The organism is Pseudomonas sp. ok266 (genome assembly GCF_900110195.1).
In the GTDB taxonomy this organism is placed as follows: Bacteria; Pseudomonadota; Gammaproteobacteria; order Pseudomonadales; family Pseudomonadaceae; genus Aquipseudomonas; species Aquipseudomonas neuropathica.
On the sequence record NZ_FOCU01000003.1, the window covers coordinates 122900 to 135917 of the forward strand.

Consider the following 13018-nt stretch of genomic DNA (forward strand, 5'->3'; position numbering starts at 1 on the left):
CGTTATCAAGCGCCTCTTTTATCAAGGACATGTCATGACCACTTCGGAAAAAGCCCTGCGTTCGCAACGCTTGAATCAGATCACCAATGAACCGCACAGCAAACTCGATGCATTGGTGAAGGCACACGCGCCGTTCGAGACCCGCACCAACTTCGCCCGTTTTGTCGTCGCGCAGTACCTCTTTCAATCGGAACTGGTCGACCTCTACAACGACGCCGAACTGACCGCCATCGTCCCGGATCTGCCGGCCCGTTGCCGCGCCGAAGCGGCCAAGGCTGACCTCGCCGATCTCGACACTGAAGTGCCGACACCGGTGGCGGGCGCGGTGAAAAACCCGAGCAAGGCTCGCGCACTGGGCTGGCTCTTTGTCTCCGAAGGTTCGAAGCTCGGTGCGGCGTTCCTGATCAAACGCGCCGTGGCGCTGGAGCTGAGCGAAACCTTTGGCGCCCGTCACCTCGGCGAGCCTGAAGGTGGCCGTGCCGAGGGCTGGAAGAGCTTTGTGCGCACCCTCGACTCGCTGCAGTTCACTGCCGAAGAAGAAGCCGAAGTCGAGCAAGGCGCGATCGACGCGTTCAACCGCTTCACCGTGTTGCTGGAACAGGCTTACGCCACCGAAGCCGAAATGGCCTGATCCCCAAAACACCACAAAACCCTGTGGGAGCGAGCTTGCTCGCGAAGACGGCGGCACATTCAACACTGATGTGACTGACCTACCGCTTTCGCGAGCAAGCTCGCTCCCACATGGGAACAGCGCAAGTCTGTAGAATCCCCATCTCGCCTCACAGCAATCCCGAGCCCATGCCGCAACCCGCCTCCTCGAAACTCGCCCGCGTGCTGTTCGGCCTCTTGGCCTACGTCAGCCTCGGCATCGGCCTGATCGCCATCGTCGTGCCCGGCCTGCCGACCACCGAGTTCATCCTCCTCGCCGCCTGGGCCGCGACTCGCAGCTCGCCGCGCCTGAGTGCCTGGCTGGAAAACCATCGCTTGTTCGGGCCGATCCTGAGCAACTGGCGCAACGGCAAGATCATCGCGCGCAAGGCCAAGGTCAGCGCCACGGTAAGCATGTTGCTGTGCGCCACGTTGATGCTGGTGATGCTCGATCACGGCTGGCCGGTTTATCTGGCGATTGCCGGAATGAGCCTGGGCAATCTGTGGATCTGGTCGCGCCCGGAATCCATTCGGGTCTGCACTGACCCGTCTTCACACTGAAACATCCCTGTAATTAATCCCCTTTTCAGCACTTTCCCCTGCGCAAACGTTTAGCGCTGACCGTTCGTCGGCACGCGACTCATGCCCTCTGCTCACGCGCCGATGAGCATTGAATGGCGCTGAATGGATTTGGCGAACCGGATAGTTCATATCCACCTGCCACCCGTTTATTCATTCGCGAGATCGCCCCATGTTCGACTCTCTGTCCATTCGCCTGAAAATCGTCCTGCTCTCCGGTCTGTGCCTGCTCGGTGTGGTCGCGCTGATCGTCGGTATGAACATCTACCAGACCAACCAGAACGACGAACTGGTCAGCAACTCCAGTAACCAGTTGCTCACCGCCAGTGTGCAGAATCTGTTGCAAGCCAAAGCCGCCGAACAAGCGGTGCGGGTGCAGAAAACCTTCGGCGAAAGCCTGACGGTGATCACTGCCGTAGCGGATCAGATCAAGGACATGCGGGTGATGGCCGCCAAGCGTTCGCTGGACGCCGGCGCCTTGCGCGAAGAGTTGAACCTGAGCCTGAAAACCGCTTTTGAACGCAACGACAAAGTGCTCGGCATCTGGCTCGCCTTTGAACCCAACGGCCTCGACGGCAAGGACAGCGAGTTTGTCAACGACGCCGCCCGCCAATCCAACGAAGCCGGGCGTTTCGCGACTTACTGGAGTCGCGCCGCCGGTGCCTCGCTGAACACGATCATGGTCGAAGAAGACCTGACCAAAACCACCCTCAGCGTCAGTGGCACGCCCTACAACAGTTGGTACACCTGCCCTCGCGACAACAAGCGCACCTGCCTGCTCGATCCGTATGCCGACACTGTCGGTGGCAAGGAAATGCTCATGACGACCATTTCCGTGCCGTTGATTGTCGACGGCAAAGCCATCGGCGTGGTCGGTGTCGACATCGCCCTCGACGCCCTGCAAGCGGCGGCCGTGGATTCCCAGCGCAGCCTGTTCAACAACGCCGGGCACATGCTGATCGTCTCCGGCAGCGGCGTGCTCGCTGCCGACAGTTCCGACGCCACCAAGGTCGGTAAAAAAATCAGCGACACCCTCGGCGCCGACGGCAAGGACCTGCTGCAACTGGTCAGCAGCGGCACACCGAAGATTCTTGAACAAGGTGATTTGATTCGCGCCGTTTACCCAGTCGATCCGATTGGCAATTCACGCGCCTGGGGCGTGGTCATCGACCTGCCGAAACAAGTGCTGCTGGCTGACTCGGTCAAGCTGCAAGCAGTGCTCGATGATGCTCAGGAAACCGGTGTGATCACTGCGCTGCTGGTTGCCGTGGTCGCCGGTCTGGTCGGTCTGCTGCTGATCTGGCTGACCGCGTCCGGCGTCACCCGGCCGATCAATAGCGTTGCCGAGATGCTGAAGAACATCGCCAGCGGCGAGGGCGATCTGACCCAACGCCTGAACTACAGCAAGCAGGATGAGCTGGGCGAACTGGTGAACTGGTTCAACCGCTTCCTCGACAAGCTGCAACCGACCATCGCACAGATCAAACAGAGCATCACCGAAGCACGCGGCACCGCCGACCAGTCTTCAGAAATCGCCCGGCAGACCAGCGAAGGCATGCAGGTGCAATTCCGCGAGATCGACCAGGTCGCCACCGCCTCCAACGAAATGAGCGCCACCGCCCACGACGTCGCCAACAGCGCCTCCAACGCGGCCAATGCCGCGAAAGGTGCCGACCAGTCGGCCAAGGACGGCATGTCGATCATTGAGCGCAGCACCCGCGACATCAATCAACTGGCCGACGAAGTCAGCAAAGCCGTGACCGAAGTTGAAGCGTTAGCAGTCAACAGCGAGCAGATCGGCTCGGTGCTGGAAGTGATCCGCAGCATCGCCGAACAGACCAACCTGCTCGCCCTCAACGCAGCGATCGAAGCGGCCCGTGCCGGTGAGAGCGGTCGTGGTTTCGCGGTGGTTGCCGACGAGGTGCGCAACCTGGCCAAACGTACGCAGGATTCGGTGGAAGAAATTCGCATCGTGATCGAGCGCATTCAGACGGGAACGCGTGGCGTGGTCGCGACCATGCATTCGAGCCAGACCCAGGCGCACAACAACGCCGGGCAGATTCGTCAGGCGGTCGATGCACTGGGCAAGATCAGCGACGCGGTGACGGTGATCAGTGACATGAACCTGCAGATTGCCAGTGCGGCCGAGCAGCAAAGTGCGGTGGCCGAAGAGGTCAATCGCAATGTCTCGGCGATTCGCACCGTCACCGAGACGCTGACCGGACAAGCCACTGAGTCGGCGGCGATCAGCAGTCAGCTCAATGCCCTGGCCAGTCAGCAGATGAAGTTGATGGATCAGTTCCGCGTCTAAGCCACACCGTTGAACCCTGTGGGAGCGAGCTTGCTCGCGAATGCGGTCTGCCATTCAATGATGATGTTGAATGTGATGACCTCTTCGCGAGCAAGCTCGCTCCCACAGTGGTGAGTGTTCACCCGCTGGCGTTTTCATCTGACTCGAGATTGTTTTGCACTATCATCGCCCTCTCTTCCGGAGGGCCTTCGATGACTGATCTGCTCACGTCCATTCAAGCCGCACTCGGCTTGTCGCACACGCCAGTTCCGTTCACCAGCAGCGGCGCCCTGCCCTCGGCATTCGCCGTCACCGACCTGGCCTGCGCGAGCATCGCCGCGGCCGGTCAGGCCGTCAGCGAATTGCTCCGGCAGCAGACCGGTCAGCGACCTGCCGTTGAAGTCGATCGTCGATTGGCCTCGTTCTGGTTCGCCACATCAATCCGTCCCATCGGCTGGCAAGTCCCGCCACTGTGGGATCCCGTCGCTGGCGACTATCAGACCCGCGACGGCTGGATCCGCCTGCACACCAATGCCCCGCATCACCGCGCCGCCGCTGAACGCGTGCTTGGTGCCTGCGCCGACCGTGGAGCGATGGCTGCCAAAGTCGCGCAATGGGCGAGTACGGATCTGGAGCAAGCGGTCGTCGAGGCCAAGGGCTGCGCGGCCGAGATGCGCAGTTGGACGCAGTGGCAGACGCATCCGCAGGGGCTGGCGGTGAATGCCGAACCGTTGGTGCATTTCCTGGATTCGTCGGATGAGAACAACCCAGCGTGGCAAGGCTCGGTGGCGCAACCGTTGGCGGGGATCAAGGTGCTGGATCTGACACGCGTGCTCGCCGGCCCCACCGCCAGCCGTTTTCTCGCAGGCCTTGGCGCCAACGTGTTGCGCATCGATTCCCCGACCTGGAATGAGCCTGGTGTCGTTCCGGAAATGACCCTCGGCAAACGTTGCGCGCGGCTGAACCTGCATGATCCGGTTGATCGTGCGGTGTTCGAAGGATTGTTGAAAGACGCTGACATTCTGCTGCACGGTTACCGCGCCGATGCGCTGGAGAATCTTGGTTTCGGCGTTGAGCGCCGTCGCCAAATCGCGCCGGGCCTGATCGATGTTGGCCTCAACGCTTACGGCTGGAGCGGCCCGTGGCAGAACCGCCGAGGTTTCGACAGTCTGGTGCAGATGAGCAGCGGCATCGCCGAGGCCGGGCAGCGCTGGCAGCAGGCAGACAAACCGACGCCGTTGCCGGTGCAGGCGTTGGATCATGCGACCGGGTATTTGCTGGCGGCGAGTGCGCTCCGCCTGTTGACCGAGCGTTTGAACACGGGTCGCAGTGGCTCGGCGCGGTTGTCGCTGGCGCGGACGGCGAAGTTGTTGATTGAATCTGGGCCGGGTACGAGTGAGGTATTGCGGGCGGAAGATGAGCGGGATCAGGGCTCATTTCTGGAACAGACCCCGTGGGGCCCGGCGCATCGCTTGCAGGTACCGGTGAGGATCAGCGGCACGCCGATTCAGTGGGCGTTGCCGGCTACAGAACTGGGTTCTCATCGACCACAGTGGACTTAAAAAGCCCCTCACCCTAACCCTCTCCCAGAGGGAGAGGGGACCGATTGGGGGATATTCGAGAGATTCACCGACTTGAACGAATATCGGTGAATCCCTGATCAACTCGGCCTTTCAACTCGATGGGCAGCGCAAAACACCACGGTCGGCCCCCTCTCCCTCAGGCAAAAGGGACTGATTGGGGGATATTCGAGAGATTCACCGACTTGAACGATTGCCGCTGAATCCATAATCGACTCGGTCTTGCAGGTCGATGTATAGCGCAACACACCTCGGTCGGCCCCCTCTCCCTCCGGGAGAGGGCTGGGGTGAGGGCTGCAATTTCAAGCCGAGCGATGATGATCAATCTGCCCGGCTCAAAGATGTCCACAAAAGCTGCGCCGCATACCCTCGATAAGGCCGCCAGGCCTCGGCCCGTAAAGACAATTCCCGCGCTGGCGGCCGCTCTCCTTCCAGTACCTCCAACGCTAGCAATAACCCGACATCGCCGGTCGGAAACCCATCCATATCCCGCAACTGCCGCAACGCAATGTACTGCGCCGTCCACTCGCCAATCCCGTGTAACGCCAACAACCGCGCCACGCCACCCTCGCGATTAGGTTCAAACAATGAAGGCTCATCGAGCAACGCCTGCGCCACACCTGACAGCGTCCGCCCGCGACTTTTCGGCATGCCCAGCGTTGCCAGATCTGCCGCCGCCAACACGCTCGCCTCGGGAAACACGTGAGTCAGCCCCGGCACGCCCGAATCCAGCGGCGCGCCATATTGCGCCACCAGTTTCCCCGCCAGGCGAATCGCCGCAACCACGGTAATCTGCTGCCCGAGCACCGCGCGAAAGGCCAGTTCCAAGCCATCCCACGCCCCGGGAATCCGTAATCCCGGCCGCTCGGCAATCAACCGCGCCAGCAACGGATCATTCGCCAGATGCGCATGCATCACAGCCAGATCCGCATCCAGATCAAACATCCGCCGCAACCTGACAACGATCTCGGGCACCACCAACGGATCAGGAAAATCCAGCTCAACGGCCAAGGCATTCCCTGCCTCAGGCCAAATTGAAACCGTGCCATGAAGCCCGTTCAAACCGATGCTGCGTGAATACACACCATCGACCACGACCTCCATCCCGACCACCGCCCGTGCCGCCAGAAACCCCAGCATCGCGTCCCAGTCATACGGCAGCGCATTCGCAAGCGCCAACCTCACAACGACAACACACCGCTGTACAACCCATACGCCGCCAGCCCCGCGCCGATGATCACGCAGGTGAAAATGCCTTTCTCGACATGAGTGAACAACGGCTCGCCCGCCTCACGCTTAGCCTTGGCAAACAAAATCACCCCTGGCGCATACAACAGCGCCGACAGCAGTAAATACTTCACCCCACCGGCATACAACAACCACACCGCGTAACCGAGGGCAATGCCACCGATCAGCAGATCCTTGGTGCGCTCGGCCGAGGCATGTTCGTAGGTTTCGCCACGCCCGCTGAGCAGAACCGCGTACGCCGCCGACCACAAGTACGGCACCAGAATCATCGACGACGCCAGATAAATCAGACTGGTGTAAGTGCCCGCCGAAAACAGCGTGATCAACAGGAAGATCTGGATCATCACGTTGGTCAGCCACAACGCATTGACCGGGACGTGATTCTTGTTTTCCTTTTTCAGGAACGCCGGCATGGTCTTGTCCTTCGCCGTGGCGAAGAGAATCTCCGCACACAGCAGCGCCCACGACAACAACGCGCCGAGCAGTGAAATCGCCAGGCCAATGCTGATCAGCAACGCACCCCACGGCCCGACGATGTGCTCGAGCACCGCCGCCAGCGACGGGTTCTGCAGATTGGCCAATTCCGGCTGGCTCATGATCCCCAGCGACAGCACGTTGACCAGCACCAGCAGCGCCAGCACGCCGATAAAACCGATCACCGTGGCGCGGCCGACGTCGCTGCGTTTCTCCGCCCGCGCCGAGTACACACTGGCACCTTCGATGCCGATGAACACGAACACGGTGACCAGCATCATGTTGCGCACCTGATCCATTACCCCGCCGAAATTCGGGTTGCTGGTGCCCCAGATGTCGCGGGTAAAAATGTCAGCCTTGAACGCCACCGCCGCGATAACGATGAACATGATTAGCGGTACGACTTTGGCCACCGTGGTCAGTTGATTGATCAGCGCCGCCTCCTTGATCCCGCGCATCACCAAAAAATGCACGGCCCACAGCAGCACCGACGCGCAGCCGATGGCGATCGGCGTATTGCCTTGGCCAAACACCGGAAAGAAGTAGCCGAGGGTGCTGAACAGCAGGACGAAATAACCGACGTTGCCCAGCCACGCACTGATCCAGTAACCCCAGGCTGATGAGAAACCCATGTAGTCGCCAAAGCCGGCCTTGGCGTAGGCGTATACGCCGGAATCCAGTTCCGGCTTGCGATTGGCCAGGGTCTGAAAGACGAACGCCAGAGTCAGCATGCCGATCGCGGTAATCCCCCAACCGATCAGGATCGCCCCGGCATCGGCGCGCGCCGCCATGTTCTGCGGCAGCGAGAAAATCCCCCCGCCAATCATCGAACCCACCACCAGGGCGATCAACGCGCCTAATCGCAGCTTTTGCGTCGGTTGCGACATTTCAGTTTCCCTTTGAATGTGTGGTGAGAATTTGGTTTTAAAGACGATTAACTAAACGGATAAAGGTAGATGACGTTTATCAAGTAACGCCAATTAACGCCCATTTATATATAGCCGATGACGCTAACGCCCTAGCACGCTAAGTCGGTTTTGTGCGCTGATCCCGATAATTCAATTCTGTACTGAAAACAGAGACAGAAAATTTGCCAAAAGCTGAAAAAGAACTAGCGTGATAATTCGAAAGTAATAATAGCCATTCCCAAAGATGTAGCCACAACGCCTCTAGGACGGGCCTTGCGGGCAGGAGCTTTATGCCTTCAGCCGAAGCCTAAGTCATTCATTAACAATGGAATGTGACCATGCACTGATCTACGTCAGCTGTTTGAACAGACAACAGAACTACGCTGTGATCTCTTCTCTCCTGCAATGGAGTCATGCAAATGTCTGAAGCTCCCGGAAAACTACGACTAGGTGCACTGGTTGCATTGGTAGTCGGTTCAATGATCGGTGGCGGGATATTCTCCTTGCCTCAAAACATGGCCGCCAGCGCCGACGTCGGTGCGGTACTTATCGGTTGGGCCATCACCGCTGTCGGCATGCTCACCCTCGCTTTTGTCTTTCAAACCCTCGCCAATCGCAAGCCTGACCTGGACGGTGGTGTCTACGCCTACGCCAAGGCCGGATTTGGCGATTACATGGGTTTCTCGTCCGCTTGGGGTTACTGGATCAGCGCCTGGCTGGGTAACGTCGGTTACTTCGTTCTGCTGTTCAGCACTCTCGGCTATTTCTTTCCGGTTTTCGGTGAGGGCAACACCGTTGCTGCGGTGATTGGCGCCTCGGTGCTGCTGTGGGCCGTGCACTTTCTAGTGCTGCGCGGGATCAAGGAAGCGGCGTTCATCAACCTGGTGACCACGGTCGCCAAGGTCGTACCGCTGCTGCTGTTCGTACTGATTGCGGTGTTCGCCTTCAAACTGGACATCTTCACCGCCGACATCTGGGGCATCAAAAATCCGGATCTGGGCAGTGTGATGAACCAGGTGCGCAACATGATGCTGGTCACCGTGTGGGTGTTCATCGGTATCGAGGGCGCGAGCATCTTCTCCGCCCGCGCCGAAAAACGCTCCGACGTGGGTAAGGCCACCGTGATTGGCTTCATCACCGTGCTGCTGTTTCTGGTGCTGGTGAACGTGCTGTCGCTGGGCATCATGACCCAACCGGAACTGGCGAAACTGCAGAACCCATCGATGGCCGCCGTGCTCGAGCATGTGGTCGGTCACTGGGGCGCGGTGCTGATCAGCGTCGGTCTGATCATCTCGCTGCTGGGGGCGCTGCTGTCGTGGGTGCTGCTGTGTGCGGAGATCATGTTCGCCGCCGCCAAAGACCACACCATGCCGGAGTTCCTGCGCAAGGAAAACGCCAACCACGTACCGGTCAACGCGCTGTGGCTGACCAACGCGATGGTGCAGATTTTCCTGATCATCACGCTGTTCTCGGCCAGTACTTACCTGTCGCTGATCTACCTCGCCACCTCGATGATTCTGGTGCCGTACCTGTGGTCGGCAGCCTATGCCCTGCTGCTGGCGGTGCGCGGCGAAAGCTACGAAGGCTTCGCGGCCGAGCGGCGCAAGGATCTGATTATCGGCGGCATCGCGTTGATCTACGCGGTGTGGCTGCTGTATGCCGGCGGGGTCAAGTATCTGCTGCTCTCGGCCCTGCTCTACGCACCCGGCGCGATCCTGTTCGCCAAGGCCAAGCTGGAACTCAAACAACCGGTTTTCACTAACGTCGAGAAGCTGATTTTCGCCGCAGTGGTCGCGGGCGCCCTGGTGGCGGCCTACGGTCTCTACGACGGCTTCCTGACTCTGTAACCCCTGATTATTTTGTCATCTGGAGGATCTGAAATGACCACGGAAAAAGTTAAGTACGGCGTCCATTCCGAAGCCGGCAAACTGCGCAAAGTCATGGTGTGCTCCCCAGGTCTGGCCCATCAGCGGCTGACCCCGAACAACTGCGATGAACTGCTGTTCGACGACGTGCTCTGGGTGGCCCAGGCCAAGCGCGACCACTTCGACTTCGTCACCAAGATGCGCGAGCGCGGTATCGACGTGCTGGAAATGCACAACCTGCTGACCGACATCGTTGCCATCCCGGAGGCGCTGGACTGGATTCTCGAGCGCAAGGTCACTGCCGATTCGGTGGGCCTGGGCCTGATCAACGAAGTCAAATCCTGGCTGAAAAGCCTGGAGCCACGGCACATCGCCGAATTCCTCATCGGTGGCGTGTCGGCCGATGATCTGCCGGACAGCTTCGGCGGCAAGATCATCGAAATGTACCGCGACTTTCTCGGCCATTCGAGCTTCATTCTGCCGCCACTGCCGAACACTCAGTTCACCCGCGACACCACCTGCTGGATTTACGGTGGCGTGACGTTGAACCCGATGTACTGGCCAGCGCGCCGTCAGGAAACCCTGCTGGCCACCGCCATCTACAAATTCCACCCGCAGTTCACCAATGCCGATTTCGAGATCTGGTACGGCGACCCGGACAAGGATCACGGCAGCTCTACCCTTGAGGGCGGCGACGTGATGCCGATCGGTAACGGCGTGGTGTTGATCGGTATGGGCGAACGCTCATCCCGCCAGGCCATCGGCCAACTGGCGCTGAACCTGTTCAAGAACAAAGCCGTGGAAAAAGTCATCGTCGCCGGCCTGCCGAAGTCCCGCGCGGCGATGCACCTGGACACCGTGTTCAGCTTCTGCGACCGCGACCTGGTGACAATTTTCCCGGAAGTGGTGAACCAGATCGTCGCCTTCACCCTGCGCCCTGACGAAAGCAAACAGGGCGGCATCGACATCCGCCGCGAAGAAGGCACCTTCCTCGACACCGTGGCCAAAGCCCTCAACCTGCCGAAGCTGCGCGTGGTGGAAACCGGCGGCAACAGCTTCGCCGCCGAACGCGAGCAATGGGACGACGGCAACAACGTGGTGGCTGTGGAGCCGGGCGTGGTCATCGGCTACGACCGCAACACCTACACCAACACCCTGCTGCGCAAGGCCGGCGTGGAAGTCATCACCATCAGCGCCGGTGAACTGGGCCGAGGCCGTGGCGGTGGCCACTGCATGACCTGCCCGATCATCCGCGACCCGATCGATTACTAAACGACCATCTCCCCGGCCGCACACACCCCGTAGCGGCCGGGCCGATTACCGAATCCAAGGAGAATCATCATGGCGTTCAACATCCACAACCGTAACCTGCTCAGCCTCGAACACCACACCCCACGTGAGCTGCGTTACCTGCTCGACCTGTCCCGCGACCTCAAACGCGCGAAATACACCGGCACCGAGCAACAACACCTGAAGGGCAACAACATCGCCCTGATCTTCGAAAAAACCTCGACCCGTACCCGTTGCGCGTTCGAAGTGGCGGCCTATGACCAAGGCGCCAACGTCACCTACATCGACCCGAACTCGTCGCAGATCGGCCACAAAGAAAGCATGAAAGACACCGCCCGTGTGCTGGGGCGCATGTACGACGCCATCGAATACCGTGGCTTCAAACAGGAAATCGTCGAAGAGCTGGCCAAGTTCGCCGGTGTGCCGGTGTTCAACGGTCTGACCGACGAATATCACCCGACGCAAATGATCGCCGACGTGCTGACCATGCGTGAACACGCCGACAAGCCGATCCATGAAATCAGCTACGCCTACCTCGGCGATGCGCGCAACAACATGGGCAACTCACTGCTGCTGGTCGGCGCCAAACTCGGCATGGACGTGCGCATCTGTGCACCGAAAGCGCTGTGGCCATTGGATGATCTGGTCGAGCGTTGCCACAAATATGCAGAAGAAAGTGGCGCACGTATCACCCTGACTGAAGACCCGAAAGCGGCGGTCAAAGGCGTCGACTTCATCCACACCGACGTCTGGGTATCGATGGGCGAGCCGGTGGAAGCCTGGGCCGAGCGTATCCAGCAACTGCTGCCGTATCAGGTCAACGCCGAACTGATGAAAGCCAGCGGCAATCCGCGCACCAAGTTCATGCACTGCCTGCCGGCGTTCCACAACAGTGATACCAAGGTCGGCAAACAGATCGCCGAACAGTATCCGCATTTGAAAAACGGCATCGAAGTGACCGACGACGTGTTCGAGTCGCCAGCCTGCATCGCCTTCGAGCAAGCGGAAAACCGCATGCACACGATCAAGGCGATTCTGGTCTCGACCCTGGCTGATCTGTAACCACTGCTGATCCATGATCGTTCCCACGCTCCTGCGTGGGAATGCATCCCGTGACGCTCTGCGTCACAGCGGACGCGGAGCGTCCGTGGCGGCATTCCCACGCAGAGCGTGGGAACGATCAACACGAAAAGGACATGCATTATGCGTATCGTCGTAGCGCTGGGCGGTAACGCCCTGCTCCGCCGTGGTGAACCGATGACCGCTGACAATCAGCGCGCCAACATCCGCATCGCCACCGAGCAAATCGCCAAGATCCATCCCGGCAACCAACTGGTCATCGCCCACGGCAATGGCCCGCAAGTCGGCCTGCTGTCGCTGCAAGCGGCGGCCTACACCTCCGTCACCCCTTACCCGCTGGACGTGCTCGGTGCCGAAACCGAAGGCATGATCGGCTACATCATCGAACAGGAACTGGGCAACCTGCTCGACTTCGAAGTGCCGTTCGCCACCTTGTTGACTCAGGTGGAAGTCGACGCCAAGGATCCGGCCTTCCAGAACCCGACCAAACCCATCGGCCCGGTCTACGACAAGGCTGAAGCGGAAAAACTCGCCGCCGAAAAAGGCTGGGCGATTGCCCCGGACGGCGACAAATTCCGCCGCGTGGTCGCCAGTCCACGGCCAAAACGCATCTTCGAAATCCGCCCGATCAAGTGGCTGCTGGACAAGGGCAGCATCGTCATCTGCGCCGGTGGCGGCGGGATTCCGACCATGTACGACGAGAACCGTAATCTCAAGGGCATCGAGGCGGTGATCGACAAGGACCTGTGCTCGTCGCTGCTCGCCGAGCAACTGGACGCCGACTTGCTGGTGATCGCCACGGACGTCAACGCGGCGTTCATCGATTACGGCAAACCAACGCAAAAAGCCATCGCCGAAGCGCACCCGGATGAGCTGGAACGCCTCGGCTTCGCCGCCGGCTCGATGGGGCCGAAGGTGCAGGCAGCCTGCGAATTTGCGCGCCATACTGGCAAGGTTGCGGTGATCGGTTCGCTGGCGGACATCGAAGCGATTGTCCAGGGCACTGCCGGTACTCGCGTGACCACTGCGAAGCCCGGCATCACTTACCGATAATTA

9 protein-coding genes and 2 pseudogenes are annotated in these 13018 nt (G+C 60.0%); 9 read left to right on the top strand and 2 right to left on the bottom strand.

Annotation, left to right across the window (positions count from 1 at the left end; all coding sequences use genetic code 11):
* Positions 1-34: 34 nt before the first annotated feature.
* The 5 genes and pseudogenes from BMY54_RS06380 (at position 35) to BMY54_RS06395 (ending at position 5079) form a co-directional block, all read left to right on the top strand.
* Positions 35-631 (top strand): biliverdin-producing heme oxygenase, encoded by a 597-nt coding sequence (locus tag BMY54_RS06380; protein WP_093430470.1) that lies wholly within the window; start codon positions 35-37, stop codon positions 629-631.
* Between the two features lie 167 nt (positions 632-798).
* A complete protein-coding gene (locus BMY54_RS06385) occupies positions 799-1209 on the top strand; it encodes a YbaN family protein (protein ID WP_064119128.1) in 411 nt (136 codons plus the stop codon).
* A 463-nt stretch (positions 1210-1672) separates the two neighbouring features.
* A pseudogene (locus BMY54_RS31250) lies at positions 1673-2632 on the top strand (chemotaxis protein); the annotation flags it as partial.
* A 378-nt stretch (positions 2633-3010) separates the two neighbouring features.
* Positions 3011-3538 (top strand): annotated as a pseudogene (locus BMY54_RS31255) (methyl-accepting chemotaxis protein); the annotation flags it as partial.
* Between the two features lie 191 nt (positions 3539-3729).
* Positions 3730-5079 carry a CoA transferase gene (locus BMY54_RS06395; protein ID WP_093430472.1) on the top strand — a complete coding sequence of 450 codons (1350 nt, stop codon included), beginning with the start codon at positions 3730-3732 and terminating at the stop codon, positions 5077-5079.
* A gap of 339 nt (positions 5080-5418) precedes the next feature.
* On the opposite strand, the gene BMY54_RS06400 is transcribed toward BMY54_RS06395, so the two are convergent.
* Together BMY54_RS06400 and arcD (BMY54_RS06405) are read right to left on the bottom strand one after the other, a co-directional pair.
* Entirely contained in the window at positions 5419-6282 is an 864-nt protein-coding gene (locus BMY54_RS06400) for a DNA-3-methyladenine glycosylase family protein (protein ID WP_093430473.1), read from the bottom strand.
* A complete protein-coding gene (gene arcD, locus BMY54_RS06405) occupies positions 6279-7706 on the bottom strand; it encodes an arginine-ornithine antiporter (protein WP_093430474.1) in 1428 nt (475 codons plus the stop codon). The genes BMY54_RS06400 and arcD (BMY54_RS06405) overlap by 4 nt, the downstream gene beginning before the upstream one ends.
* 440 nt (positions 7707-8146) lie before the next feature.
* Between arcD (BMY54_RS06405) and arcD (BMY54_RS06410) the strand changes: the two genes are divergently transcribed.
* From arcD (BMY54_RS06410) to arcC, 4 genes are all read left to right on the top strand, one after another.
* A complete protein-coding gene (gene arcD / locus BMY54_RS06410) occupies positions 8147-9574 on the top strand; it encodes an arginine-ornithine antiporter (protein ID WP_093430475.1) in 1428 nt (475 codons plus the stop codon).
* Between the two features lie 33 nt (positions 9575-9607).
* Complete coding sequence (arcA, locus tag BMY54_RS06415; RefSeq protein ID WP_093430476.1) at positions 9608-10864, top strand: arginine deiminase; 1257 nt, start codon at positions 9608-9610, stop codon at positions 10862-10864.
* Positions 10865-10933: 69 nt separating this feature from the next.
* A complete protein-coding gene (locus tag BMY54_RS06420; RefSeq protein ID WP_008086805.1) occupies positions 10934-11944 on the top strand; it encodes an ornithine carbamoyltransferase in 1011 nt (336 codons plus the stop codon).
* A gap of 141 nt (positions 11945-12085) precedes the next feature.
* Positions 12086-13015, top strand: a complete 930-nt coding sequence (gene arcC, locus BMY54_RS06425; RefSeq protein ID WP_093430477.1) for a carbamate kinase — start codon at positions 12086-12088, stop codon at positions 13013-13015.
* Positions 13016-13018 lie beyond the last annotated feature (3 nt).

What these genes read in the sequence shown, in the direction of transcription:
- BMY54_RS06420 (WP_008086805.1), top strand. Translation starts at nt 10,934, where the DNA reads ATGGCGTTCAACATCCACAACCGTAACCTGCTCAGCCTCGAACACCAC.
- arcD (WP_093430474.1), bottom strand. Translation starts at nt 7,706, where the DNA reads ATGTCGCAACCGACGCAAAAGCTGCGATTAGGCGCGTTGATCGCCCTG.
- BMY54_RS06395 (WP_093430472.1), top strand. Translation starts at nt 3,730, where the DNA reads ATGACTGATCTGCTCACGTCCATTCAAGCCGCACTCGGCTTGTCGCAC.
- arcD (WP_093430475.1), top strand. Translation starts at nt 8,147, where the DNA reads ATGTCTGAAGCTCCCGGAAAACTACGACTAGGTGCACTGGTTGCATTG.
- BMY54_RS06380 (WP_093430470.1), top strand. Translation starts at nt 35, where the DNA reads ATGACCACTTCGGAAAAAGCCCTGCGTTCGCAACGCTTGAATCAGATC.
- arcA (WP_093430476.1), top strand. Translation starts at nt 9,608, where the DNA reads ATGACCACGGAAAAAGTTAAGTACGGCGTCCATTCCGAAGCCGGCAAA.
- arcC (WP_093430477.1), top strand. Translation starts at nt 12,086, where the DNA reads ATGCGTATCGTCGTAGCGCTGGGCGGTAACGCCCTGCTCCGCCGTGGT.
- BMY54_RS06385 (WP_064119128.1), top strand. Translation starts at nt 799, where the DNA reads ATGCCGCAACCCGCCTCCTCGAAACTCGCCCGCGTGCTGTTCGGCCTC.